We start from the raw sequence: 23177 nt of genomic DNA on the forward strand, positions 1-23177 counted from the left end.
CCAAATCCCTGGATCTCTATCGATCCTGCAATGCGCGGCGCCACTCTTTGAGAAAGCTCGCTCGTTTCGACTGATCGAGATAGGTGAGCAATTCTGCACCAATATGGATCGGCTTGACCGCGCCGCTGCGATCCGCAGGTATCACGCCTTGTGCGCCGAGACCGAGGCGCACAGGACCAACCGACCGGGCCAGGAGAAATTTCTGGCCGCGCTCCGAAAGCAAGTAATCAAGAAACAGTTTCGCGGATTCCGGGTGCGGCGCAGTGACAGGTATGAAGGCTATTCGCGACATCAAGGTGATGTAGTCGGCAGGAAACACGATTCCGATAGAGGCATCTTCCTTGGCCCGTTCGATCGCGTAAGACCCTATCATATTGTAGGCGATCAGATGTTCGCCGGATGAAATTCGATCAAGCACCGTTCCGGTGGTCGAGTAAAGCTTGATACCGGCGCCGCCAAAGGCACGGACCAAATCCCACGTTGTCCTGGTGATTCCGGCATCGCGCGTGATGAACAGGAAACCGGTCCCACTCTGCTCCGGGTCATAGGTTGCGATCTTGCCCCGATAGGTATCGGGCTTCCGGCTCAGAAGGCTCTTCAGATCCGCGCGGGTTCGAGGAACATCGCCCTCCGCGACGAGGTTCTTGTTATAAACAATGACAATCGGCTCCGCCGTGATGGCATAGGCTTCGTCTTTCCAGATTGCCCAATCCGGGATATGCGCAATTTCCTTCGAGACATAGGGTTGGGCATAGCCGTCATTGACGAGCTTGATCTGTAGATCCATCGCGGAGCTCCAGACAATATCTCCGGGTGCTGCGCTGGAGGTCGAGGGATCCACGACTTGATTGTAGATTTCGTTCGAGTTGATCTTTGTATGGACGATCTCGATGTCCGGATGACCTGCCCGGAAATCGGCAAGCAAGTCGGCGACGTCCGCGTCTTGGGTCGTCGATACGATGTTGAGTTGCTCTCGAGTTGCGGCGGGAACTGATGCTTGCCCCTTGAGAGGGCCGAGCTGCGCCTGCTCCGACATGGCAGGCCACGCCAGCAAGATTCCAACGCACAAGGCCAAGGCTTTGGCAGCCCCCATCGTGACGCTTCCTCGTCCATGAGCCGCTTTGCGGACTTTAGTTTGTTCAGGACTGCAGCCACTTCTACAGCGGCGCACAATCAGGCCTCAACTTGAGCTTTCACCATCACGCTTGGCAAGAGGAAAGCTCACGGAAACCCGCAGGCCCCGGCCTTCCGGGCCAGGTGCAAGCACGATTTGAGCCCCGAGACGGTCCGACAACGCTTTCACGATGGCCAGTCCAAGGCCGCTACCCTCAGGGCCGTTCGCCGTCGGAATCCGATAAAAGCGTTCGAAGACACGGGCCAGATGGGCCTCCGGAATTCCCGGACCGGTATCCTCGACTTCAATCCGCGCGGTCGTGGCGTCAACAACCGCGCGAACCAGGACCAACCCGCCGGGTCGGTTGTAGCGGATGGCATTGTCGATCAGGTTTGCCAGCAATTCGCCAATCAGGACGGTATTGCCGGCGATGACCGCGGGACCGTCAAATCGATCGAACTGGACGTCGATGTCGCGCGCGAACGCCTGTGGGGCACGCTCCGACAGGACATTGAAGGCGACCTCGTTCAGGTCAACGTTCTCCGCGGCCGGTTGCGCAATGTTCTGCTCGTCGACCCGAGCCAGTGTCACGAGCTGCTCGAGCAGCCGTTCAAGGCGGTTGATGGCGTTATCGACCTCGTCGAGGGCAGATTGGCCCGCCGGCGTCTCCGACCCCAGGCGTCGCACCAGATCGAGATGCGTTCGCAATATCGCCAACGGCGTTCGCATCTGATGCGAGGCATCGGCGGTGAATCGGCGCACCAGTCCAATGGCCAGATCCAGCCGCTGTAGCAGGGAATTTACCGCGAGCGCCGGTGCTAAAGCTTCCTGCGGCACCCGGGAAAGGTCAAGCGGACTGAGATTTGGACCGCCCTGGATGCCGCGCGCGTCGATTTCTTGTTTGAGTTCGCCAAGCGGCCTCAGGCCTCGATCGACCGCGTACCAGCCGAGGCAAGCGATGAGGCTAATCAAGCCTGCCTCGAGCATCGCCAGTCCGATCAGCATTTCACGTTCGACGACGCGGCGCGCCTGCACCGTTTCGGCCACTGCGACGAGGACCAGCCCTGGCCTGCCGTAGACCTGCCGCGCCTGCGCGCCGATACGAACCGTTTTGCCGCGATACGCGCCATCGCGATGTCCGGTTTCGCCAGCCTTCAATCGATCGAACCCGGCGAGCGGAAGATCCTTGTAACCGGTGATCAATTCGCCGAGGTAAGTCACGCTGTAGTAAATGCTATCGTGCGACTGGCTCTCCAGCATGCCGAGCGCAACCTGCGGCAAGTCGACGGTCAGTTCGCCATCTTCCACGCCGACACGTTCGGCGATGGCGAGAATCGACCCATCGAGCAACCGGTCATGGACTGTCTGGACAACCCGCTGAATCAGCAACATACCGCCGATTCCAAGCACCATCGCCAATACAATGGCGGGCGCCACCAGATTGGTGAGGAGTGTTCGCCTCAACGACGGCCGCCAGGTGGCGATCACTATACCTCCAGCAGATACCCTAGCCCGCGGACGGTGCGGATCCGCGGCCCGTCGGGACCGAGTTTCTGGCGAACGCGACCAACATAGAGTTCCGCCGCGTTCGGCGCGACCGCCTCGTCGAAGCCAAACACCTCCGCGATCAGGCGCTCCTTGGAGACGACTTTGCCGGCGCGGGTCATCAGCACCTCCAGCACGGCGAACTCGCGCCGTCGCAATTCAAGCGGCCGGCCGCTCAATGTAATCGTGCCCGCGGCGCGGTCGAACGCGAGCGGGCCACAGATCAAGGTTGGATTGGGAAGCCCCTGTCCCCTTCTCACGAGCGCACGAACGCGGGCATCAAATTCGGCGATATCAAATGGCTTGGAGAGATAATCGTCGGCGCCAAGATCGAGGCCGCTGACCTTATCGCCGGTCGCGTAACGGGCAGTCAGAATCATGACCGGAACGGTCGACCCGGCTTGCCGTATCTTGTGCAGGACGCCGAAACCCGACACGTTCGGCAGGTTGATGTCCAAGATGATGAGGCTGTAGGGTTCCAGCAAGGCGGTCTGCGCCGCCGAAGCCCCGTCAGACTCGATATCGACGGCGAACCCGGACAGCTTGAGCCGCTCGGCAAGGCCCCGCGCCATGGCGGCATCGTCCTCGACAATCAGAATCCTCACTGAACAAACCCTTGCGTTCGCACCACCCGTGCGAGGGAGACGTTACCGTGAGGCTAGAAGCACAGTATCGAAAGATCAAATCGGAGCTTCCTCGCGGAGGCTAGCGGACTGGGTCAACGCGTCCAGTCCCTCGCCCTCCCTAGCAATCGTCACATCCCGCCTGTATAAACCGGTAGCTTCTTCCGCAACTCGAAGGAGCTCATATGAACGACCTGCACACTTGGCTTTCGCAACAGCACCACGGCCTGCGGACGTTCCGGATCTTTCAGCAAAAGCTCGAGACGCTCGGCCGCGACGACCCCGAACAGCGCGGCCTGTGCCGTCTGTTGAGCGGCCTCGTCGGCAGCTATGTCGAGACGTTCGATGAGGCCCCGCTGCCCGTCGAGGTCGCTGACGACGCCTATCATCGCCTGCTGACGCTGGTCGCAAGCCTCGACCTCGAGGGCGACACCAGCCGGCGGCTCGCGGACATCAACCGGGTTGCGACCTGCGAACTCTGGCAGTGACAAGCGCGGGCGGCCGTACGGCTCGCATCCGCATCCTTGGGACACTTCGCCAGAGGACCGCGTGCTTCCGGCACGCCCACGCTCGGCGGTTCGACTTCGCCGGGCCAGTCCCTATATCGTGTGGCAACACGCATCGATGCAGCGAGCAGCTTTGATGGCCAGGAGACGCGCGACCGAAACGGAAGCCGACGATCTCCCCCGCTATTTCGTCTGGGTGCGCGGCCTCGAGGGCCCCGAACCGCAGAAATGGATGACGATGGATCTCGGCGTCGGTGACTGGAAACGGCCGCTCGTGCTCGCCTATCTGGAGCTGCCGGAGGGCGAGCGACACTTGCCGTTGTCGGCGCTGGCCCGGCGATATCCGCCGCCGCGGGGAGAGGCTTCGTAGAGGGGCCATCCTGGGCGGACGCGAGGATCTCACCAGCCCCTCAACCCAGGGCGAGCAACGCCGCACGGCGCGGGTCAGGGTGCAGCATCTGCCCGCGCCGCCGACGCTATCGGCCGCAGCAAAGCGGTAGGCGGCGTCCGCGACGGCGCGGAAGAGTGACAATGCGCCCCCATGATTATGGGTGTCGCGGCGCCGGCACCGCGGCTAAACTTGGCCCTGCGCCGCGGGGGACACGCGGTGCAGGGCGATGATCATGACCGAACAGGGCGAGACGGGTGAGGCCATCACCATCCTCCTCGTCGAGGACGACGCGCCGACCTGCTGGCGGCTCCACGACGCGCTGGTCAAGGCCGGCTACGAGGTGCGCAGCGCCGGCACGCTCGCAGAGGCCCGCGCCGGGCTCGGCGAGCGGGCACCGCGCGTGCTGCTCACCGATCTGCGGCTACCCGACGGCCACGGCGTCGAGCTGATCCGCGAGACAAGGCAACGCTTTCCCGACACCGAGATCATGGTGATCTCGGCGCTCGGTGACGAAGAGAGTGTGATCTCCGCGATCACGGTCGGCGCCACCGGCTATCTCCTGAAGGATGCGTTCCCCACTGATATCGCCACCACCGTGCGCGATCTGGTCGCCGGCCATTCGCCGATCTCGGCCTCGATCGCCCGCTTCATCGTGCGCAGAACGCAAGGTTCCGCGCAGAATGCGGCCGAGCCTCCGCCTGGTCCCGCGCTCAACACCGCAAGGCTCACCCCGCGCGAGATCGACATCCTCTGGGGCATCGCCAAAGGTTTCAGCTACGCCGAGATCGCGAGCCATCTCGGCCTGTCCCGGCAGACCGTGCCCGGCCACATCAAGAACATCTATCGCAAGCTAGAAGTGCACACCCGCAGCGAAGCGGTGTTCGAAGCGGTGCAGCAGGGCCTGATCAAGCTGTGAGCGAGATCGCGGCCAAGGCACCGGTCAAACCCGCGCGGCGCCGGCTGCTGGTCTCGCGCCTCGTACCCTATCTGCTGCTCCAGGCGCTCATAGTTGTCGCGACCGTCCTCGGGCTGCGGCTGCTCCAGCCCAGCGACCCCGACGACTTTGCCCTGAGCGAATTCTCGCTGCGCGAGGACGGCGTGGCACGTCCGGTGACGCTGCCGCATTTCACGTCGTCACGCTATTCCCTGGCCGACCCGCCGCTCTACACCGGCACCTTCACGTTCCGCCGCGGCGACGTGGCGTCGGGATGGTCGGTATTCCTGCCGCGCTTCAGCAACGCGGTGGAAGTCGCAATCAACGGCGTCGTCATCCTGGATTCCCGACGCGATGCCAACGCCAACCGGCCCGACCGCAACACTCCCCAGATCGCGTCAATCCCGTCCTCGCTGCTGCGCGAGGGCGCGAACGAGATCACGGTGCGGCTGTTGGTTTGGGGACCGCTCAAGGGCTTTCTCGACACCGTCTATGTCGGCCCGGATGCAGCCTTGCGGCCGGCCTACGAGACACGCACGCTGATGTTCGTCACGTTGCCCGTGGTGTTCTCCGCCTGGCAGTCGATCCTCGCCGTCATCCTGGCGATCATGTGGCTGATGCGCCGCCGCGAGCCGGTTTACGGCGTCCTCGCCGTGGCGATGGTACTCGGCGTGGTGCAGGCCTTCGCGCCGCCACCGGTGCCCCCCGTCAACACGTCCCGGCTCGCCGCGGTGTTGCTCGCGTCCGCACCGATCGAGAGCGCCCTGGTCGTCGTCTTCGGCGTGCTGTTCTTCGGCTGGCGCTGGCCGCGTTACGGCATGCTGCTGTTCGCACCGGGGCTCGTCGTGTTCGGTGTCGGACTGATCGCCGGCCCGCCGCTGCCGCGCATTCTGTTTCTCCTGCTTGGCATTCCCACCGTCGGTCTCTGCCTGCTCCTGATGGCCTGCGTCACCGCTGCCGCGGTGGTGCGGCGGCAGGACGCGGCAAGCTTCACGCTCGGCTGCGCGGTGACCATCGTGCTGATCTGCTGGGTCCACGACATGCTGTCGGTGTTCGAGATCGTGACCAACGAGCGCATCTTCCTCTCGCGCCTGTCCTATTCGGCGATGCTGGTCGCGATCGGCGCCGGCTTGACCTGGCGGTTCGCGCGCGCGCTGAACCAGGTCGACAGCTTTGCCGACCAGCTCGTGACGCGCGTACGCGAGGCTGAGGAGCGGCTGAAGGCGAGCTTTGCCCGCGAGGAGGAGCGTGCACGGGCCGCCGCGCTCGCCAATGAGCGCACGCGGCTGATGCGCGACCTGCATGACGGCCTCGGCGGCCAGCTCATCAGCATCGTGGCACTGTCCGAGCGCGGGCACGAGGGCGCGACCATCACCGACGCCGCCCGTGCGGCGCTGAAGGACCTCCGCCTCGTCATCGATTCCATGGACGACATCGGCGGCGACCTGATGCTCGCACTCGGCTCCTGGCGCGAGCGCGCGACCGCGCAATTGCGACCGCACGACATCGCACTCGACTGGCACGTGGCCACGCCGCAGGGGCTACCGCTGCATCCCGAGCTCAGGCCATGGCATGTCATCCAGATCGTGCGCATCCTCGACGAGGCCGTGACCAATGCGGTCAAGCACGCAGAGGGCCGCCGCATCGCGGTCACCATCGAGACGGTCGACGAAGGTCAGGGACCGTACGGTGTGATCAAGGTCGCGGATGACGGCAAGGGCTTTGCGAACGGTTCTGCGCCGGTCGGCAGCGGCGGAGCCACCGACGCGAGCCAGACCGCGCGGGGCCTTCGCAACATGAGGAGCCGTGCCGCGCGCTGCGGGGCGATGCTCGATCTGAGCTCGGATTCCTCAGGCACGCGCGTGCGGCTGCAATTGCCGCAGGTTTTCCCCGACAGCGATGCCGCCGTCGGCTGAAAAGCCCCCTCTCCGAACGTGTGGGACGCGCGGAGAGAGGGACGGGCCGGATGATTTGCCTGCGGAGGACGGGGGGTCGTCCGCAATGCTCCTTCGCCCGAACTCTTTGTCTTTCTCAGCGCACGCCGACGCGATTGACCGGACCACCGCGATTCATCGGCGTGCCCGCGCGCACGCCGACACCGGGCGCACCGACCCCGGGTGTCGCGACCGCGACCGCGGCGGCCGGCGCAACAACCACTGCCGCTGTCGGCCGCACCACGCAGCCCTTGGGTATGCCGACCGTCTTGCAATAGACCACCGCCTGCGCCGGGCTCGTGCCCAACGAAACCATCGCCGCACCTGCCAGCGCCAAAATCGTCAGCCCGGCGCTCAGCGCTCCCGCTCTTTTCGACATCTTGCTCTCCTGCTTCCCGTTCGGCGGCCCGATGCAATCACCGGGTCTCGCAGCCGACGTGCAGCCTGAATGACAAAAGACGGCGCGCTGATATATGCCATGAAAATGGGGGTACGGCGGCGGGACGGGCTGGCCGATGCCATGAACATGGCATGGACCTGCGCCCGGGGCTCGCGAGATGGTCCGGCCCACTTGATCCCAGGAGGGACCAACGACATTCCCAAGGAGGTGTTTTATGAAGATTTCGGTTCTTGCCGTGCTGCTGCTCGCCGCTACCGCCCAGACCGCCGCTGCACAATCGGGTCCGACGCCGCAGGAGCAGATGACCTGCCGAAGCGACGCGAGCAAATTCTGCGCCGAACACATCGGCAAGCCGCCGCAGATGAATGCCTGCCTGCGCGAGAACAAGTCGAAGCTTTCCGACGGCTGCCGCAAGGTCGTGGAGTCACACGGCGGGTAAGTGCTCGCCATCCACAGCACAAACCTCGCCGGCGCCAATGCCGTCAGGCTATAGACGTCGATGCGCCGGTCATAGAGGATGGACGCTAATCGTCGTCTCCGAATAGCCTGATCTGCGGAAAACCGCCGTGCGGCCGGCTCGGGACGTCGCGTGCATCGGCATCTTCGCGGATGTTGCGCGCGACGTCGTCCCAATCGGTGCGGTCGCGCATACCACGCGGCTCGCGGAAATCGTAATGACGGCGCTCGGCCCAGCGCTCACGGCGCTCCGTCCGGCGCCGTTCAGACGTGGCGCGCTTGACGTCAGAATCCCTGGCTTTGGCATAGGCGTTGTCGGATGACGGCTCTGTCGATGCCTGTCGCTCGGCAGGCTTTGCGACTTGCGGAGGCGACGCCGGTGGCGGTTTCGGGGGCTCCACCGCGGCCGCTTGCGAAGGCTGTTGCGCTGGCTGTTCAGCGTTGGCTTGAGTGGTCTGCGTGTCGGGCTTCACCGCTTCGGACTTTGCCTCAGGCTTGGACTCGGCCTTCGCGTCGGATCTGGCGTCGGATTTGGCTTCGGCCTGCGCTGGCGCGGCGACCATGGCGCCGAATGCTTGCGAGCCGGTGAGATATTGCAGGCGCTCGGATGGCGCGTCCGTCGTGGCGGGCTTGGCGTCAGCGCGCTGCGCGATCTTGCTGGTATCAGGCCCCTGCTTGGGCGAGACCGGATTCATGATATTGCCGGCGACAATGCCGCCGCCGAGACCAATGGCGATGGCTGCGACGATGGTTCCTGCACCGACGAAATAGGCTGTCGAGGCGCGCATTGGTCCACTCCCTCTTTGGAGCGGGCAACGCTTCTCGATTGCCTGATGTTCCCGATACAGGCGCAGTTCCGGAAGGAACTTGCGCGTCAGATCTGCTGCGCGACCTTCTCGAGCCCGATGATGCGGGCGAGTTTGCGCACTTCCTCTTTCTGGTCGTCACGCAGCTGGAACAGGAGCGGCATCGCGGCCGACTTCAACTGCTGGACCTCGTCGCAATTGGGATCGATCGGCACGCCCTGCACGTTCGGATTGGACAGCTTGTTTGCCGAGATCTTGCGGACGACGTTGCGCAGCGCGGTTTCGACCGAGGGCCAGTAATATTCCTGCGACGACGACAACTTCAGACGGTCCCTGATGCCCGCGATCTGCACGTCGGACAGGAGCGAATAGGATTTCTGCGGCTGCGGCTTGGCAACGACCTTCGGCTTGGCCGGGACTTCGACGGCAGGAATCTCTGCAGCGGCCGGAGCCTCGTTCACGCTCGCCTTGGGCATCGGGAAATCGGATGGCGTGGCGGCGGCAAACGCCTGGCGCAGCGGCTCGGTCAGCACGGGCATTTGCGAGAGCTTGTCGGCCGGAACCTGGACCGGGTCGATGGCGGCCGAGGCCAGCGCCAGCGTCGGAACCAGACGGTCAGCCTTGGCCGCCCGATTGGTTGCAAGCGGCTTGGGTGGCGGCGCCTGCGTGATCATTTCGGCGCTGACGCTGGGCACGCTGTCGCGGCCGAGAATGGCGGTGGTGGCGGCGCCGAGGACGAGGAAGCAGGTCAGCACGACGATGGTGATGGCTTTCGACAAACGTCTCTCCGCAACCGGCTTCAAGTCCACGTGATCACTGCCCGGAAACTGGGCGAAAATTAAGGCTTAACCGTGCCATCGCGGCGGCAATCGCGCGGACTGCGGCGACATCACCTAGAAAGATCAACAAAATCAGGCAGCTAGCGCCAGATCGTAAGCGTCCTGGATGTCGGCCACGATCTCCGAGGCCTCCCAAACTCCACGCGGCTCGACCGACTGCAGCGCCACCGTCCAATTGCCGCCCCGGCGGGTGCGGGGGACGCTGACGATGTCGAAGCGCACGTTGCGGCACAGCGGATGGCGGGCCAGCGCATGGGCTACGCGAATGCGAATTTCGTCCAGCGAAGCCGCCGTCTTGGTGTTGAGAAAGTCGAAGTCCATCGCCTGTCCCTCTCGGTCCTGATTGGCGCCTGAGGGGGATTCTGGGCGATCGATGGTTAATCTGCCGTTAAGTGTGGGGCTGCGGAGCCATGCGGGATTAACTGTGACCGATGCGACGGTATCTCCTTCCCTCTCCCGGGTCTTCCGGAAAAGGGGCCCGGGTCTACCGCTCCACCGCCTCACGGTATTCCGCGAGCGTTGATGCGACGAGGTCGTCAACCGCGAGCACATCGGTCACGCCGGATGTCGAGTGCCCACCGCTCCAGATATCGCGCCAGCGCTTTGGCCGGTTCTCTCGTGCGGTAACGTCGATGTCCTTGCCGATGTCGATCGCGCCGCGCGCCGGCAGATCGTCGGGATCGAGACCCGCGGCGACGATCGACGGCTTCAGCATGCTGGTTTGAAGTCCCGTGAATGCGGTGGTCAGCAGGATATCGTCGGCGCTGCTCTCGACCAGAAGCCGCTTGTAACGATCATCCGCCATGCTCTCGTGGGTCGCGATGAACTTTGTACCCATGTAGCCGAGATCGCAGCCGAGGACTTCGGCCGCGCGCAATGCGTAGCCGTCGCTGATGCCCCCCGCGAGCACGATGATGCCATCGTAGAACGCGCGCACCGCGCGGACGAAGGCGAACGGGTTGAGCCAGCCGGTCTGGCCGCCCGCGCCCGCAGTGAGCAGCACGAGCCCGTCGGCACCTGCTTCCGCCGCGCGTTCGGCGTGGCGGATCGAGGCAACATCCGCAAGCACCAATGCGCCGGCGTCGTGCAGCGGCTTCAGCACCGGCGTGGGGGAGCCGACCGAAGTGATGACGATCTCCGGCCTGTGGTGCAGCAACACGGCGAGATCCTGCTGCAGCCGTGCATTGGAGCGGTGCACGATCAGGTTTGGGCAAAGCGGCGCGGCCTTGCGGCCGGTTTGATCTTCGTGCCGCAGCAGCCGCGTTTCGATGTCGGTGAGCCATTCATCGAGTTGTTCGGTGCTACGGCAATTCGCGCTGGGGAAGCTGCCGATCACGCCGTTGCGGCAGGCAGCTACCATGAGCTCGACGCCCGACACGAGAAACATCGGCGCGGCAATCAGCGGCAGGGCGAGACGACCGTGGAAATGTTGCAGCCGATCTGACGTCACGCATGCCTCCCTCGCGCGGGCTTAGTCGTTCCATCCCGCATTCCCTGTGCTAGCGTCGCGATAAACATTGGCACGCCAGAAGCCGATGACAAAGCAGCGAGGAAACATATGTCCGATCCGCTCTACGCATCGTCCCCGACTTGCGCGCAGGCGCTGCGGGCGCTGTCGCGCTATCCGGGCCGCACCGCGTTCGCGTGGCCCGGCGGATCGCTGAGCTATCAGGGCACCATCGACCTGATCGGGCGCATCCAGGGCGTGTTCATGCGGCTTGGATTGCAGCCCGGCGCGCGGGTCGCCTTCCTCACCGCGAACCGCGCCGACACATGGTGCACCGGCGTCGCCGCGCAATTGTCGCGGCTCTGCGTCACCTGGCTGCATCCTTTGGGATCGCGGGCAGACCAGCTGTTTCAGCTCGAGGATTCCGAGGCCGAGGTGCTGGTGGTCGATGCGGCCGCCTTCCGAGATCGCGGCGGCGAACTCGCCGCGCAGGCGGCGTGGCTCAAGGCGGTCTTCACCATGGGACCGGCCGCCTATGGCGTCGACCTGTTGCAGGCGATCGAGATCGAAGGCCATGCCAGCGCGCATTGCCTCGCCGGCCCCGACGATCTCTCCACGCTGAATTATACCGGTGGCACGACCGGCAAATCCAAGGGCGCGTTGCGCTACCACCGCGAAAATGCCGGGGCCGCGGCCGCGATCCTCGCCGACTTCGAGATCCCCGATGGCGCGCGCTACCTCGCGGTGGGACCGATCAGCCATGTCGCCGGCACGAAGGTGCTGCCGACCCTGATGCGTGGCGGCACCGTGCACATGCTGAAGGGTTTTGATCCCGAGGCGGTGCTGGCGACGATCGCACGCGAGCGCATCAACTTCACGCTGTTCGTGCCGACCATGATCTACGTGCTGCTCGATCATCCCGCATTGAGCAGGACCGATCTCTCCTCGCTCGAGCTGGTGCTCTACGGCGCCTCGGCGATGTCGCCGAGCCGCTTGATCGAGGGCATCGAGCGGATCGGGCCGGTGTTCTCGCAGCTTTACGGCCAGACCGAATGCTATCCAATCTCGGTGCTGCGCAAGGCGGATCACGATCCCAGGACGCCCGAACTGTTCCTGTCCTGCGGCTTCCCGATCGCGGCCTGCGAGGTCCGGATCCTCGACGACAACGATCAAGAAGTGAAGACGGGCGAAGCCGGTGAGATCTGCGTGCGCGCCCCGCACGCGATGGCGGAGTACTGGAAGCGGCCCGACATCACCGCCGAGACGCTTCGGAACGGATGGGTCCATACCGGCGACATCGCGCGCAGGGACGAACGCGGCTACATGTTCATCCTCGACCGCAAGAAGGACATGATCGTCTCCGGCGGCTTCAACATCTTTCCGCGGGAAATCGAGGACGTGCTGTCACAGCACGCCGACGTGGCCATGGTCGCGGTCGTCGGCATCCCTGACGAGAAATGGGGCGAAGCCGTCACTGCCATCGTCGTGCCGCGCGAGGGCGCTACGCCTGACGCCGACGAGCTGATCAACATGGTGAGAACGCGGAAGGGCTCGGCTCACGCGCCCAAGCAGATCCAGTTCGTCAGGCAATTGCCGATGACCGGCGTCGGCAAGGTCGACAAGAAGGTGCTGCGCGCGGAATTCTGGAGCGGGCGGGACCGGATGGTGGGGTAGCTCCTGCCCCGGCCGCGGCGCAGTCTCACGCAGCCCTCACCGCTTCTCGATCACCAGGCTCTGCACCGCGCGGCCAAAATACCCCGTCCGGTCCGCCAGCCGCGACATCGCAAGCCCGGCACCATCGGGGCCGATCCAGGAATCACCGTCGAGCAGGATCCATTCGCCGACCGGCTGGCGCGCAAAGCTCACGGTGAGGTCAGCGTTGATGTAGGTCCAGGCGCGGAAATCGAGCGACGAGGCGGTGCCGTTGGAAAAATCGGCCGCGACCACGGCGCGCATCGCCTGCGAGAGCGGTTCGCCTGCGATCAGGGGATGGTCGACGCGAAACCAGATCGCGCCGGCGCCGGCTTGCCCGAAGCGGCCGCGCGCGGCGCGCATCGACACCGATCGCACGAACGGGCTGGTGGCGGCATGACCGTCCTCGAGCAGCGAATCCTCCGGCGACGGCAGCGTAACCGGCAGTGCCTTGATGTCATCGGGCAGCGTCAGCGCCTGGCGCTTGATCTTGAGCACGGTGGCGCCGACCACCTGTACGCCGTCGGCGAGCAGCTTGACCCCGCAGAGCTGGATCTTGCGGCCCTCGCGCAAGACCTCGGTCGCGATCGTGAGCGGCGCCACCGGAACCGGGCGCATCAGGTCGATGGTGACGCGCGCGATGTCCATTGCAACTGGCGTCGGGATGCGTTCGGCGGCCCACGTCACCAGCGACGCCGGCGCCGAGCCGTGCTGCATGCGCTGGTCCCACGGGCCGGCGGCATCCGGGCTGGTGATGACGCTGTTGCCGTCGACGCGGTAGATGGCCGTCATTGGGAGGGCCATTACAACGGCGGATCGATCGCTTCGTCGTACTCCTTCTTGAAGCGCGCGATCAGCTCGGCGGCGGGAAGAATGCCGTCGACGCTGCCGATGCCCTGGCCGGAGCCCCAGATCTCCTTCCAGGCCTTCGGCTTGGCGCGCTCGCCGGAGGCGTCGGTGCCGAAGTTCATCTTCGAGGGATCGGACGTCGGCAGGTTCTCCGGATCCATGCCGGCGGCGAGAATCGACGGCTTCAGATAGTTGCCGTGCACGCCGGTGAACAGGTTGGAATAGACGATGTCGTCGGCCGTCGCGCCGGCGATCATCTCCTTGTACTTCTCGACCGCATTGGCTTCCTTGGTCGCGATGAAAGCCGAGCCGATATAGGCGAAGTCGGCGCCGAGGATTCGCGCGGCGCGGATCGCCTTGCCGTTGCCGATGGCGCCCGACAGCGCGATCGGACCGTCGAACCATTTTCGCGTTTCGGCCACGAACGCCAGCGGCGAGATGGTGCCGGCATGGCCGCCGGCGCCGGCTGCGACCAGGATCAGGCCGTCGGCACCCTTCTCGATCGCCTTGTGCGCGAATTTCTGGTTGATCACGTCGTGGAAGACGATGCCGCCCCAGCCGTGCACGGCCTGGTTCAGCTCCTCGCGTGCGCCGAGCGAGGAGATGATCATCGGCACTTTGTACTTGGCGCAAAGCTGCATGTCGTGATCGAGCCGGTTATTCGACTTGTGCACGATCTGGTTGACCGCGAACGGCGCCGACGGCTTGTCCGGATGCGCGCGGTCATAGGCGGCGAGCTCTTCGGTGATCCGCGCCAGCCATTCGTCGAGCAGCTCCGGCGGCCGCGCGTTCAGCGACGGAAACGAGCCGACCACCCCCGCCTTGCACTGCGCGATCACGAGATCCGGCACCGAGATAATGAAGAGCGGCGAGCCAATCACGGGGATCGACAGGCGTCCCTTAAACAAGGCAGGCATGGACATTGCGGAACGATCCTTTGTTGGCAGACGCATTGAAGGTTGGGAGCCATACCAACAAGGCAATCTTTCCACTGTCAAGTATTGCGTTTTGGCGCCGTGGAGGACGCCGTTACCGCAATTCCAACGCGCGGAATTCAGGGCGGACCGACGACATCAGGCAAGCAAATCTGGATTGATCAGCCGCTCGAACGAAAACATCTCGTCCCATTTCTCCTGGGTCAGCAGCTTGCGCTCGACCACGACGATCTGGTGCAGCGACTTGCCGCTCTTGTAGCCCTCGCGCGCGATCTCGGCGCATTGCTTGTACCCGAGCAGCGGCTTTAGCACCGTGACGATACCGAGCGAATTCAGCACCATGTTGCGGGTGTGCTCCTCGTTGGCAGTGATGCCGACGACGCAATTCTCGCGCAGGCTGTTGACCGCGCGCTCCATGGTGCGGATCGAGAAGAACAGCGCGAACGAGATCACCGGCTCCATCACATTGAGCTGGAGCTGACCGGCGGACGCCGCGAGCGTCACGGTGGTGTCGAGCCCGATCACGAGGAAGCTGGTCTGGTTGACGACCTCGGGGATCACAGGATTGACCTTGCCGGGCATGATCGAGGAGCCCGGCTGAAGCTGCGGCAGGTTGATCTCGTTGAAGCCGGCACGCGGGCCCGAGGCGAGCAGGCGGATGTCGTTGCAGATCTTCGTTAGCTTGCTCGCGGTGCGCTTGAGAACGCCGGAGAGCTGCACATAGGCGCCGGTATCCGACGTCGCCTCGACGAGATCGCCGGCGAGGATGAAGTCGACGCCGGTGAGCGCGCTCAGATGCCGGACCGCGAGCTTGGGATAACCGTGCGCCGCGGTGACGGAGGTGCCGATCGCGGTGGCGCCGAGATTGATCTCGCGCAGCAGCGCACGGGCCTCGGAGATTCGATCGACCTCCTCGCCCATGGTGGTCCCCCAACCGCGGAATTCGGCGCCGAGTGACATCGGCACCGCGTCCTGCAAATGGGTGCGGCCCATCTTCAGCACGCGCTCGAACTCCCTGCCCTTGGCGAAGAACGCCTCCTGGAGCTGACGCAGCGCCGTCATGTAGCTCTCGAGCCGCAGGATCAGCGCCAGCCGAAAGGCGGTCGGATAGGTGTCGTTGGTCGACTGGCCGTAATTGACGTGATCGTTGGGGCTGACGTGCTGGTAGTCACCCTTCGCAAAGCCGAGCGATTCCAGCGCGAGATTGGCGATCACCTCGTTGGCGTTCATGTTGGTGGAGGTGCCGGCCCCGCCCTGGATGAAGTCGGTGACGAACTGGTCCATCATATCGCCGGCGATGACGCGATCGCAGCCCACGATGATGGCTTCCGCGACTTTGGTGTCCACCGCGCCGAGATCGCGGTTGGCCATGGCGGCGGCCTTCTTGACGTAACCAAGCGCCTTTACGAAGTAAGGCTCCTGGTTCATCGGAATGCCGGTGATGTGGAAGTTCTCCTTCCCGCGGATGGTCTGGACGCCGTAATAGATGTCGTCGGCGATCTCACGCTGTCCGAGGAAGTCCTGCTCCGTGCGACTCATGGGCGCTCCTTGCTTGCTCGCGCGACGTCCTTAGTTCTGGCACAGCGCGCTGGTGACGAAGGTGTCGGTGCGGCAGTCATCCGGTTTGCGTTGCCTGCCCGGGATCAGAACCTTGGCCGAGCACTTTTCCGCGGAATCGGCATTCAGGCTCTTGCCTTCCGTGTAGCCCTTGCTCTGGCAGAGTTTGTCGGCGGCGAGCTTGCAGTCGGGCGCGCCGTTCGACGAGGCCGGACAGGCGACGCGTCCCGACACCATGGTCGACGGCTTCGCCAGGCGCGACAAATCGTTCATGGTCTCGCTCGGACTTTTGATCGGCGGCAGGATCGACGGCAGCTTGTCGAACAGCTTGCCCATTTCGTTGATCAGCCCGGGATTTTCCTCATGCGCCGGCGGCGACGAAGGAGCTGTCGAGGGCGCCGGTGCGGCCTGCGGTCCTTGCTCCTGCAAGCCGAGCGCCGGCGGCGCGGATTGCGGCCATCCGGTGCCGCCGGCAACGAGCAGGAGCGAAAGCACCGCAAATGTCAGCGTGCCCAGCCGCAGGACCGGATTGCCGGATCGAAGCATCATGACGGCAACCGTAGCCGAACGAGGCGCGGCGGCAAAGCGCCTTGGAGTTAGATCAACTTGATTGCGACGACAAAGCCGAGCACGAGCACCGCAGCGCCGATTGCCACCACCAATCCGAGATGCTTCTCGATCTTGACCCGGATCCAGTCGCCGTAGCGGTTGAGCAGGATCGCCACGATAAAGAAGCGCCCGCCACGCGCCACGATCGAGCACAGGATGAAGAGCCCGATATTGTAGCCGGCAAAGCCGGACGTGATGGTCACGAGCTTGTAGGGGATCGGTGTCAGGCCCTTGAGCAGGATGATCACGGCGCCCCATTCGGCATAGGAGGCGCGGAAGGCGTCAACCTTGCCGCCGAGGCCATAGACCTCGATCAGCCAATGGCCGACCGAGTCGAAGAGCAGCGCACCGATGGCGTAGCCCAACAGACCACCCAGCACCGACGTCGCAGTGCAGATCGCCGCATAGACCCAGGCGCGTTGCGGGCGCGCCAGTGACATCGGGATCAGCATCACGTCCGGCGGGACGGGAAAGAAGGAGCTTTCAGCGAAAGCCACGGCGCCCATGATCCAGAGCGCGTAAGGCTTGTGAGCGGCGTCGATGCACCAGTCGTAGATACGTTTCAGCATGGCGCCGCGATGAAGCACCATGGGACGGATTTGTCCATGCCGAGATGGGACCGATTTGTGCCAATACTAGTGGCGCTTGCGCGCGCTGCGGCCTTCGAGCGCGACGATAGGCCGCCTGGCGGCGACCCGCGGTGACGCAACTTTGGGCAGCTTCATCGCCGACTTCGGCAGCTTCTCGGCGATGCCGAGCATGTCTTCACGCCGCGTCATCTCGCGCCAGACGTCCTCGGGGCGCACGCCGGCCGAGGCCCATAGCACGATCAGATTGTAGAGTAGATCGGCGCTTTCCCGGATCACGGCTTCGCTATCGCCGTTGACCGCGTCGATGACGACCTCGATGGCCTCTTCAGCCAGTTTCTTCGCCATTTTTGACGGGCCGCGCTGAAACAGCCGCGCGGTGCGCGATGTTGCCGGATCAAGGTCCCTGGCCGCGAGCACAGCCAGATATAGCCGCTCAAGCGAATCACTCATGGTACTCGAAACTACTCTAAACCCATGGCGAGCGCGTTAACGCGCGATAGTAAAAGCCCAAAATGGGCCGCCGCGGCAAGCACGACGGCCCGTTTGTGGTCAACCTTTTGCGGCCAAACCTAGTAGCAGTTGGTGTGGTAGCCTTGGCCGCAAAGCTCCGACGGAGCGGTGCCGCCGTAGCGCTGATACTGGTAGTTCGGGCCGGGTCCGTAATACGGGCCATCACCGTAATAGGCAGGGCCGCTGTAATAGGCGGGACCGCCATAATAAGGGCCGTCGTCATAGGCGTAGGCATTGCGGGTCGCGGCGATTGCGAGGCCGGTGCCGATAGCACCGGCAATGGCCGCGCCGGCAAAGGCCGCGCCGCCGCCACCATGCCAATGGCGGCCGCCCGCGTATGAAGCGGTCGGGGTCATTGCGGTCAGCGCCAGCACCGCGGCGGTAGCGAGAAGGGCCTTACGGCCGGCAAATCCTGAAAATCTGTCAAACATGTCCTGGACCCTCCTTGGGACCTCGAATGGTGCCTGATGACAGGCTCGTGTCTCTCAAACACCTGCATCCCATGTTGGGTTCCCCAACCCCAACACAAGCTGAACGGGGTTGCGTGATCGTGACGCAACCGCCGCTCATCCGCCGTTCATATTGGCGCAAACAGACTGCTACGCCCGCCGGCGCTGCGAGCGTCACGAACCACAATGCGGGACCGGCGCCACTGATGTTCGGATTCAGGACCACTGCCCTTCGTTGCCTGCCGGCCCTTGCAATCTTGCTTGCGGCGCTGACTGCGCGCGATGCTACCGCGGCCGAGACCGTCGCGCCCTCCATTGCAATCCACTTCACCTTCGACCGCCCGATCGATGCGAGCATGGCGCCGTTTTTTCTTGCCGCAAAGGACGGCAGCTTTAGCGCCGAACGTCTCAACGTCTCCTTCAGCAGCGCGGCCGGATCGCCGGAGGCGCTTGCGCGCGTCGCCAAGGGCGATAGCGAGTTCGCGCTCGTCGACATCAACGAGCTGATCCGCTTCCGCGACAAGGATCCGGCACCGGTCAAGTCGGTGTTCGTGCTGTTCAACCGCGCGCCCTACGCGATCGTCGCCCGCAGGAGCCGTGGCATCCACCTCATGCCCGACCTGGACGGCAAGACCGTCGGCGTCGCGGATAGCGATCTGTCGATGCGGCTGTGGCCGGCGCTGGCGCAGCAGAACGGCATCGACACGGCTCACGTGAAATTCCACAAGATCAGCGCCGCGGTGCGCGAGCCGATCCTCTCCGCGGGACAGGTCGATGCCGTCGCCGGCTTCAGCTATCTCTCGGCAGTGAACCTGCGCGACCGCGGCGTGCCAGGCGGCGATCTCGTCGCGCTTCGCTATGCCGATTATGGTTGCGAGGCCTATGGCTTTGCCGTCGTGGTCAACCCGGCTTTCGCCGCGTCCAGGCCGGACAGCGTGAAGGGATTCGTCCGCGCATTGATTGCCGGCATCAACGCGACCGTCAAGGACCCGGCGCGCGCGGCGGACGAGGCCGCGAGCCGCATTGAGGACGGCGACCGCGATCTTGAGCTGGAGCGCCTGCGCACCGTCCTCGTCGACAACATCCTGACCGACGAGGTCCGTCGCAACGGCCTCGGCGACATCGACCCGGCGCGCATGGATCGCGCGATCGACCAGATCGGGCAGGATTTCAAATTCCGCAAACGGCCGGCGGCGGACGATATCTTCGACGGCGGCTTCCTGCCGCCGCTCGCAGGGCGGTTGATCAACTGAGCAAAACCGACAGCTTCCGCTATATCTCGCAGCCGATCCCTGATTAGAGTATGGGCTCACTCCAGCCGCCCGAGCTCCTCGCCCATGCCCATTCTCCGCCTCTACACCCGTGTTCTCGAGCTGCTCGGCAAGGAGGCACGGCTGGGCTGGCTGCTCGCGATCGTCAATCTCCTGCTTGCGGGTTCGCAATTCGCCGAGCCGGTGCTGTTCGGCCGGATCGTCGACGTGCTCTCCGGCAAGACGGTCGCAGGCTCCAACTCGGCCTGGCCGTTCCTGGTTGCATGGGTTGCGTTCGGACTGTTCACCATCGCCTGCAGCGCGCTCGTGGCGTTGCAGGCCGACCGGCTCTCCCACCGGCAGCGGCAAGCGGTCCTGACGGATTATTTCGAGCACATCCTGCAACTGCCGCTGACCTTCCACTCCGGCACCCATTCGGGCCGGCTGATGAAGGTCATGCTCAACGGCACCGATGCGCTGTGGCGGCTGTGGCTGGGCTTCTTCCGCGAGCATTTTGCTGCGATCCTCTCAGTCGTGGTGCTGCTGCCGCTGTCGCTCTACCTCAACTGGCGGCTTGCAATCCTGCTGTTCGTGCTCTGCATCGTCTTCACCGCGCTGACCACCTTCGTGGTGCGCAAGACATTCGGCATGCAGATGGACGTCGAAGAGCAATACAGCGAGCTCTCCGCACGCGCTTCGGATGCGCTCGGCAATGTCGCGCTGGTGCAGAGCTTCGTCCGCGTCGAATCCGAGGTACAGGGTTTGCGCTCCGTTGCCGACCAATTGCTTGCAGCCCAGATGCCGGTGCTGTCGTGGTGGGCGCTCGTCACCGTCATCACGCGCGCCTCCACCACGATCACGGTGCTCGCGATCTTCGCTTTCGGCATCGCGCTGCACGACCAGGGGCTGACCTCGGTCGGCGAGATCGTGATGTTCGTGAGCTTCGCGACGCTTCTGATCCAGAAGCTGGAGCAGGTCGTGAGCTTCATCAACAACGTGTTCATGGAAGCCCCGCGCCTGCGCGAGTTCTTCAACGTGCTCGATGCGGTGCCTGCGGTGCACGACCGGCACGACGCGATCGATGCGGGTCGGCTCTCCGGCCTCGTCGAATTCAACGACGTCACCTTCTCCTATGACGGCAAGCGGCCGGCGGTCGAGGATCTCTCCTTCACCGCGCTTCCCGGCCAGACCATCGCGCTGGTCGGCGCGACCGGCGCCGGAAAATCCACCGCGATTGCGCTGTTGCATCGCGCCTTCGATCCGCAGTCCGGCTTCATCAGGATCGACGGCATGGACGTGCGCGGGGTGACGCTGACATCGCTGCGGCGGAACATCGGCGTGGTCTTTCAGGAGGCGCTGCTGTTCAACCGCTCGATCGCGGAGAATTTGCGCGTCGGCAAGCCTGATGCCACCGAGGCCGAGATGCGCAAGGCGGCGGAGCGTGCGCAGGCGCTCGAATTCATCGAGCGCAGCGGCGGCTTCGAGACCAATGCCGGCGAGCGCGGCCGCATGCTGTCCGGCGGCGAGCGCCAGCGGCTGTCGATCGCCCGTGCACTGCTGAAGGATCCGCCGATCCTGATCCTGGACGAGGCGACCAGCGCACTCGACGCCGTCACCGAGGCGAAGGTAAATACCGCTCTCGACGAAGTGATGAAGGGCCGCACCACCTTCGTGATCGCCCACCGTCTCTCCACCATCCGCAATGCCACGCGCATCCTGGTATTCGAGAACGGGCGTGTGATCGAAAGCGGAACTTTTGATGAACTCGTGGCCAAAGGCGGCCATTTCGCCGACCTCGCCAGGGCCCAGTTCATGGTTCAGGAGAGCGCACGGGCCAGCGTGACAGCGGCTGAGGCTGCTGCGACTGCCGCCAAATCGCCTTAGCAAGCCTTGGCAAGTCCCCATCGTATCGTCGAAATTCGGCCCATTTCATTGCGGAATACCCCGCTGATGCCCCTATTCCCGACGCACCAGCCGGTATAGGTTTGCGGCGCCGCAAGCGGCGGCGCTGGATTTCAGAACCGAACATCAGATCACGAGAGCCGACCGGAACCGGCGGGTCTCCAAGGACCGGAATCGGATAGTGCACGCTCTTCGCCCGCTGCTTCGTCAATCCTTGTTCAACCTGCTCGCCGCGGCACTCGCATGCGGCGCATTGCTCGTGCCGCGCGCGGCGAGCGCCGAAGCGCTGCTCCTGATCGAGGCCGATAGCGGCAAGGTGCTGCAGGCGGAAAACGCGACCATTCCCTGGTATCCGGCTTCCGTCACCAAGATCATGACTGCCTATGTGACGCTGAAGGCGGTCAAGGACGGCAAGCTCACACTCGACACACTGCTCACGGTGTCGCCGACGGCAGCCTCGCAGTCGCCCTCGAAGATGGGGTTTCGACCGGGAACGCAGCTTACCGTCGACAACGCACTCAAGATGATGATGGTGAAATCGGCGAATGACATGGCCGTCGTGCTCGCCGAAGGCGTCGGCGGTTCGATCGACGGCTTCTCGGCGCTGATGAACGACACCGCGCAGAAGCTCGGCATGACGCAGACAAGCTACGTCAATCCGAACGGCCTGCCCGCCGACGGACAGATCACCTCCGCGCGGGATCTCGGCATTCTCGCGCGCTCGTTCCTGCGCGACCTGCCCGAGTACGAGTATTTCGTGCACATTCCGGCTATCCGCTTCGGCAAGCGCGTCACCGGCAATTTCAACAAGCTGATCGGCCGCTATCCCGGCGCCGACGGTTTCAAGACCGGCTTCATCTGCGCCTCCGGCTACAACCTCGTCGCATCGGCCACCCGCAACGGCCGCCGGCTGATCGCCGTCGTGCTGGGCGCCAACTCCGGGACCGCGCGCGCGGTGAAAGCAGCGCAGCTGCTGGAGCGCGGCTTCTCGCAAGACAATCTCACCTGGCTCCGGCCCTCGCTCGGCACGGTCGACAAGCTGGTGCCGGTCGACGCCTCGCCGCCGAACCTGCGTGACGACATGTGCGGCGGCCATCGCAAGCGGCCGGCCAGCGACGATGACGACGCGCTGATCGCGACCAATGGCGGCACGTCCGGGTCCGCCTCGGCCACGGGCGGCGAAGCCCAGGTCACCTTCTTCACGGCCGGGCTTCAGCCGCCCCTGATGAAGGCCTCCGAGCTGATGGCCTCGGCCCCGGCGGCGGCCGAGCCCGTGCTGGTGTATACCGGTCCGACCCGCACCGGGACCGCCCTGATCGCGGCGGTCGCGGCCGATGCCGACCAGCAGGCCACGCCAAAGCCGCGTGGCAAGAAGTCGCGCGTCGCCAAAAAGCCCGACGCGGCAGACAAGCCAGCAGACAAGCCAGCAGACAAGCCGAAGGATGCCAAGACGGCGGCGGCGAAGCCCGATGCCAAGCCGGTGGCGGCCGCCAAGCCGGCCGACGGCAAGTCCGCAGTCAAGCCGGCCGGCACCAAGCATGCCGCAGCCAAGCCCGATGCGGTGGCAAAGCCTGCGGTGAGCGGCGAGGCAACCAAGCCCGCCAAGCCCAAGGCCGCGACCAAGCCCGCCAAGCCGGCCAACAACAGTTAACGGCCGACGCGAGACGAGACCGCGCCGCACTTCGCACTTGCGGCAGCGCCGTTTGCGAGGATTCCGGTAGCCACTCCCTGGCGTTTATCCTAAGCCTCGACCGCTTGCCACCCGTTCCGGCAGGCTCGATACTGACGGCAATGAGGCAAGCCCGAGACACAACGGGCTCTGGTCAATGAGGGGAGTTT

The 23177-nt window shown here is 64.6% G+C and carries 24 protein-coding genes; 9 read left to right on the forward strand and 15 right to left on the reverse strand.

The window, feature by feature from the left end; all coding sequences use genetic code 11:
• Positions 1 to 16: 16 nt before the first annotated feature.
• The 3 genes from ABIB90_RS00855 to ABIB90_RS00865 form a co-directional block, all read right to left on the reverse strand.
• On the reverse strand, positions 17 to 1093 hold the full coding sequence (locus ABIB90_RS00855; protein ID WP_007597457.1) for an ABC transporter substrate-binding protein: 1077 nt from the start codon (positions 1091 to 1093) through the stop codon (positions 17 to 19).
• Between the two features lie 87 nt (positions 1094 to 1180).
• Positions 1181 to 2602 carry a sensor histidine kinase gene (locus tag ABIB90_RS00860; RefSeq protein WP_007597459.1) on the reverse strand — a complete coding sequence of 474 codons (1422 nt, stop codon included), beginning with the start codon at positions 2600 to 2602 and terminating at the stop codon, positions 1181 to 1183.
• Entirely contained in the window at positions 2602 to 3264 is a 663-nt protein-coding gene (locus ABIB90_RS00865; protein WP_007597464.1) for a response regulator transcription factor, read from the reverse strand. Before ABIB90_RS00865 ends, ABIB90_RS00860 begins: the two co-directional genes overlap by 1 nt.
• Before the next feature lie 203 nt (positions 3265 to 3467).
• Between ABIB90_RS00865 and ABIB90_RS00870 the strand changes: the two genes are divergently transcribed.
• The 4 genes from ABIB90_RS00870 to ABIB90_RS00885 all read left to right on the forward strand — a co-directional run bounded on the left by ABIB90_RS00870 (position 3468) and on the right by ABIB90_RS00885 (position 7029).
• A complete protein-coding gene (locus ABIB90_RS00870) occupies positions 3468 to 3770 on the forward strand; it encodes a hypothetical protein (protein WP_354126859.1) in 303 nt (100 codons plus the stop codon).
• Between the two features lie 154 nt (positions 3771 to 3924).
• Positions 3925 to 4158 (forward strand): hypothetical protein, encoded by a 234-nt coding sequence (locus ABIB90_RS00875; protein WP_354126860.1) that lies wholly within the window; start codon positions 3925 to 3927, stop codon positions 4156 to 4158.
• Positions 4159 to 4411: 253 nt separating this feature from the next.
• Complete coding sequence (locus ABIB90_RS00880; protein ID WP_219680579.1) at positions 4412 to 5095, forward strand: response regulator; 684 nt, start codon at positions 4412 to 4414, stop codon at positions 5093 to 5095.
• On the forward strand, positions 5092 to 7029 hold the full coding sequence (locus ABIB90_RS00885) for an ATP-binding protein (RefSeq protein WP_354199959.1): 1938 nt from the start codon (positions 5092 to 5094) through the stop codon (positions 7027 to 7029). The genes ABIB90_RS00880 and ABIB90_RS00885 overlap by 4 nt, the downstream gene beginning before the upstream one ends.
• A 115-nt stretch (positions 7030 to 7144) precedes the next feature.
• Here the strand turns inward: ABIB90_RS00885 and ABIB90_RS00890 are convergent, their stop codons facing one another.
• Complete coding sequence (locus ABIB90_RS00890) at positions 7145 to 7426, reverse strand: hypothetical protein (protein ID WP_007597469.1); 282 nt, start codon at positions 7424 to 7426, stop codon at positions 7145 to 7147.
• Between the two features lie 235 nt (positions 7427 to 7661).
• Between ABIB90_RS00890 and ABIB90_RS00895 the strand changes: the two genes are divergently transcribed.
• Positions 7662 to 7886 carry a cysteine rich repeat-containing protein gene (locus tag ABIB90_RS00895; RefSeq protein WP_007597470.1) on the forward strand — a complete coding sequence of 75 codons (225 nt, stop codon included), beginning with the start codon at positions 7662 to 7664 and terminating at the stop codon, positions 7884 to 7886.
• A gap of 85 nt (positions 7887 to 7971) precedes the next feature.
• Here the strand turns inward: ABIB90_RS00895 and ABIB90_RS00900 are convergent, their stop codons facing one another.
• From ABIB90_RS00900 to ABIB90_RS00915, 4 genes are all read right to left on the reverse strand, one after another.
• A complete protein-coding gene (locus ABIB90_RS00900) occupies positions 7972 to 8691 on the reverse strand; it encodes a hypothetical protein (protein ID WP_354169229.1) in 720 nt (239 codons plus the stop codon).
• A gap of 86 nt (positions 8692 to 8777) precedes the next feature.
• Positions 8778 to 9488 carry a hypothetical protein gene (locus tag ABIB90_RS00905; protein ID WP_354199960.1) on the reverse strand — a complete coding sequence of 237 codons (711 nt, stop codon included), beginning with the start codon at positions 9486 to 9488 and terminating at the stop codon, positions 8778 to 8780.
• A gap of 132 nt (positions 9489 to 9620) precedes the next feature.
• Entirely contained in the window at positions 9621 to 9869 is a 249-nt protein-coding gene (locus tag ABIB90_RS00910) for a hypothetical protein (RefSeq protein WP_007597474.1), read from the reverse strand.
• 163 nt (positions 9870 to 10032) lie between these two features.
• Positions 10033 to 10998, reverse strand: coding sequence for an NAD(P)H-dependent flavin oxidoreductase (locus ABIB90_RS00915; RefSeq protein WP_007597476.1), 966 nt, complete (start codon positions 10996 to 10998; stop codon positions 10033 to 10035).
• Positions 10999 to 11106: 108 nt separating this feature from the next.
• On the opposite strand from ABIB90_RS00915, the gene ABIB90_RS00920 reads away from it, so the two are divergent.
• Complete coding sequence (locus ABIB90_RS00920) at positions 11107 to 12669, forward strand: AMP-binding protein (RefSeq protein WP_354199961.1); 1563 nt, start codon at positions 11107 to 11109, stop codon at positions 12667 to 12669.
• 36 nt (positions 12670 to 12705) lie between these two features.
• On the opposite strand, the gene ABIB90_RS00925 is transcribed toward ABIB90_RS00920, so the two are convergent.
• The 7 genes from ABIB90_RS00925 to ABIB90_RS00955 form a co-directional block, all read right to left on the reverse strand.
• On the reverse strand, positions 12706 to 13479 hold the full coding sequence (locus ABIB90_RS00925) for a thioesterase family protein (protein ID WP_354199962.1): 774 nt from the start codon (positions 13477 to 13479) through the stop codon (positions 12706 to 12708).
• A gap of 11 nt (positions 13480 to 13490) precedes the next feature.
• Entirely contained in the window at positions 13491 to 14459 is a 969-nt protein-coding gene (locus ABIB90_RS00930; RefSeq protein WP_354199963.1) for an NAD(P)H-dependent flavin oxidoreductase, read from the reverse strand.
• Positions 14460 to 14609: 150 nt separating this feature from the next.
• Positions 14610 to 16010, reverse strand: a complete 1401-nt coding sequence (locus ABIB90_RS00935; protein WP_007597482.1) for an aspartate ammonia-lyase — start codon at positions 16008 to 16010, stop codon at positions 14610 to 14612.
• A gap of 30 nt (positions 16011 to 16040) precedes the next feature.
• Positions 16041 to 16577: a hypothetical protein gene (locus ABIB90_RS00940; RefSeq protein ID WP_007597483.1), complete on the reverse strand. Its 537-nt coding sequence runs from the start codon at positions 16575 to 16577 to the stop codon at positions 16041 to 16043.
• Positions 16578 to 16624: 47 nt separating this feature from the next.
• Positions 16625 to 17227 carry a YqaA family protein gene (locus tag ABIB90_RS00945; RefSeq protein ID WP_219680596.1) on the reverse strand — a complete coding sequence of 201 codons (603 nt, stop codon included), beginning with the start codon at positions 17225 to 17227 and terminating at the stop codon, positions 16625 to 16627.
• A gap of 45 nt (positions 17228 to 17272) precedes the next feature.
• Entirely contained in the window at positions 17273 to 17677 is a 405-nt protein-coding gene (gene hisE, locus ABIB90_RS00950; protein WP_219680599.1) for a phosphoribosyl-ATP diphosphatase, read from the reverse strand.
• Between the two features lie 119 nt (positions 17678 to 17796).
• A complete protein-coding gene (locus tag ABIB90_RS00955; protein ID WP_007597488.1) occupies positions 17797 to 18168 on the reverse strand; it encodes a hypothetical protein in 372 nt (123 codons plus the stop codon).
• Between the two features lie 224 nt (positions 18169 to 18392).
• Here ABIB90_RS00955 and ABIB90_RS00960 point away from each other — a divergent pair, with 224 nt between their 5' ends.
• From ABIB90_RS00960 to ABIB90_RS00970, 3 genes are all read left to right on the forward strand, one after another.
• Positions 18393 to 19439 carry an ABC transporter substrate-binding protein gene (locus ABIB90_RS00960; RefSeq protein ID WP_219680602.1) on the forward strand — a complete coding sequence of 349 codons (1047 nt, stop codon included), beginning with the start codon at positions 18393 to 18395 and terminating at the stop codon, positions 19437 to 19439.
• Positions 19440 to 19523: 84 nt separating this feature from the next.
• Positions 19524 to 21320 (forward strand): glucan ABC transporter ATP-binding protein/ permease, encoded by a 1797-nt coding sequence (locus tag ABIB90_RS00965; RefSeq protein WP_354126866.1) that lies wholly within the window; start codon positions 19524 to 19526, stop codon positions 21318 to 21320.
• 199 nt (positions 21321 to 21519) lie between these two features.
• The gene (locus ABIB90_RS00970) at positions 21520 to 22989 is read left to right on the forward strand and encodes a D-alanyl-D-alanine carboxypeptidase family protein (protein ID WP_354199964.1); all 1470 of its coding nucleotides are present in this window, start codon (positions 21520 to 21522) and stop codon (positions 22987 to 22989) included.
• The last annotated feature ends 188 nt before the right edge of the window (positions 22990 to 23177 follow it).

It is taken from the genome of Bradyrhizobium sp. JR4.1 (assembly GCF_040548605.1).
GTDB classification, from domain to species: domain Bacteria; phylum Pseudomonadota; class Alphaproteobacteria; order Rhizobiales; family Xanthobacteraceae; genus Bradyrhizobium; species Bradyrhizobium canariense.

Excerpts from the sequence above, each read along its gene's own strand:
- ABIB90_RS00930 (WP_354199963.1), bottom strand. The coding sequence starts at position 14,459 with ATGTCCATGCCTGCCTTGTTTAAGGGACGCCTGTCGATCCCCGTGATT.
- ABIB90_RS00910 (WP_007597474.1), bottom strand. The coding sequence starts at position 9,869 with ATGGACTTCGACTTTCTCAACACCAAGACGGCGGCTTCGCTGGACGAA.
- ABIB90_RS00960 (WP_219680602.1), top strand. The coding sequence starts at position 18,393 with ATGTTCGGATTCAGGACCACTGCCCTTCGTTGCCTGCCGGCCCTTGCA.
- ABIB90_RS00875 (WP_354126860.1), top strand. The coding sequence starts at position 3,925 with ATGGCCAGGAGACGCGCGACCGAAACGGAAGCCGACGATCTCCCCCGC.
- hisE (WP_219680599.1), bottom strand. The coding sequence starts at position 17,677 with ATGAGTGATTCGCTTGAGCGGCTATATCTGGCTGTGCTCGCGGCCAGG.
- ABIB90_RS00955 (WP_007597488.1), bottom strand. The coding sequence starts at position 18,168 with ATGTTTGACAGATTTTCAGGATTTGCCGGCCGTAAGGCCCTTCTCGCT.
- ABIB90_RS00920 (WP_354199961.1), top strand. The coding sequence starts at position 11,107 with ATGTCCGATCCGCTCTACGCATCGTCCCCGACTTGCGCGCAGGCGCTG.
- ABIB90_RS00945 (WP_219680596.1), bottom strand. The coding sequence starts at position 17,227 with ATGGTGCTTCATCGCGGCGCCATGCTGAAACGTATCTACGACTGGTGC.
- ABIB90_RS00900 (WP_354169229.1), bottom strand. The coding sequence starts at position 8,691 with ATGCGCGCCTCGACAGCCTATTTCGTCGGTGCAGGAACCATCGTCGCA.
- ABIB90_RS00940 (WP_007597483.1), bottom strand. The coding sequence starts at position 16,577 with ATGATGCTTCGATCCGGCAATCCGGTCCTGCGGCTGGGCACGCTGACA.
- ABIB90_RS00880 (WP_219680579.1), top strand. The coding sequence starts at position 4,412 with ATGACCGAACAGGGCGAGACGGGTGAGGCCATCACCATCCTCCTCGTC.
- ABIB90_RS00870 (WP_354126859.1), top strand. The coding sequence starts at position 3,468 with ATGAACGACCTGCACACTTGGCTTTCGCAACAGCACCACGGCCTGCGG.
- ABIB90_RS00895 (WP_007597470.1), top strand. The coding sequence starts at position 7,662 with ATGAAGATTTCGGTTCTTGCCGTGCTGCTGCTCGCCGCTACCGCCCAG.
- ABIB90_RS00935 (WP_007597482.1), bottom strand. The coding sequence starts at position 16,010 with ATGAGTCGCACGGAGCAGGACTTCCTCGGACAGCGTGAGATCGCCGAC.
- ABIB90_RS00855 (WP_007597457.1), bottom strand. The coding sequence starts at position 1,093 with ATGGGGGCTGCCAAAGCCTTGGCCTTGTGCGTTGGAATCTTGCTGGCG.
- ABIB90_RS00890 (WP_007597469.1), bottom strand. The coding sequence starts at position 7,426 with ATGTCGAAAAGAGCGGGAGCGCTGAGCGCCGGGCTGACGATTTTGGCG.
- ABIB90_RS00965 (WP_354126866.1), top strand. The coding sequence starts at position 19,524 with ATGCCCATTCTCCGCCTCTACACCCGTGTTCTCGAGCTGCTCGGCAAG.
- ABIB90_RS00925 (WP_354199962.1), bottom strand. The coding sequence starts at position 13,479 with ATGACGGCCATCTACCGCGTCGACGGCAACAGCGTCATCACCAGCCCG.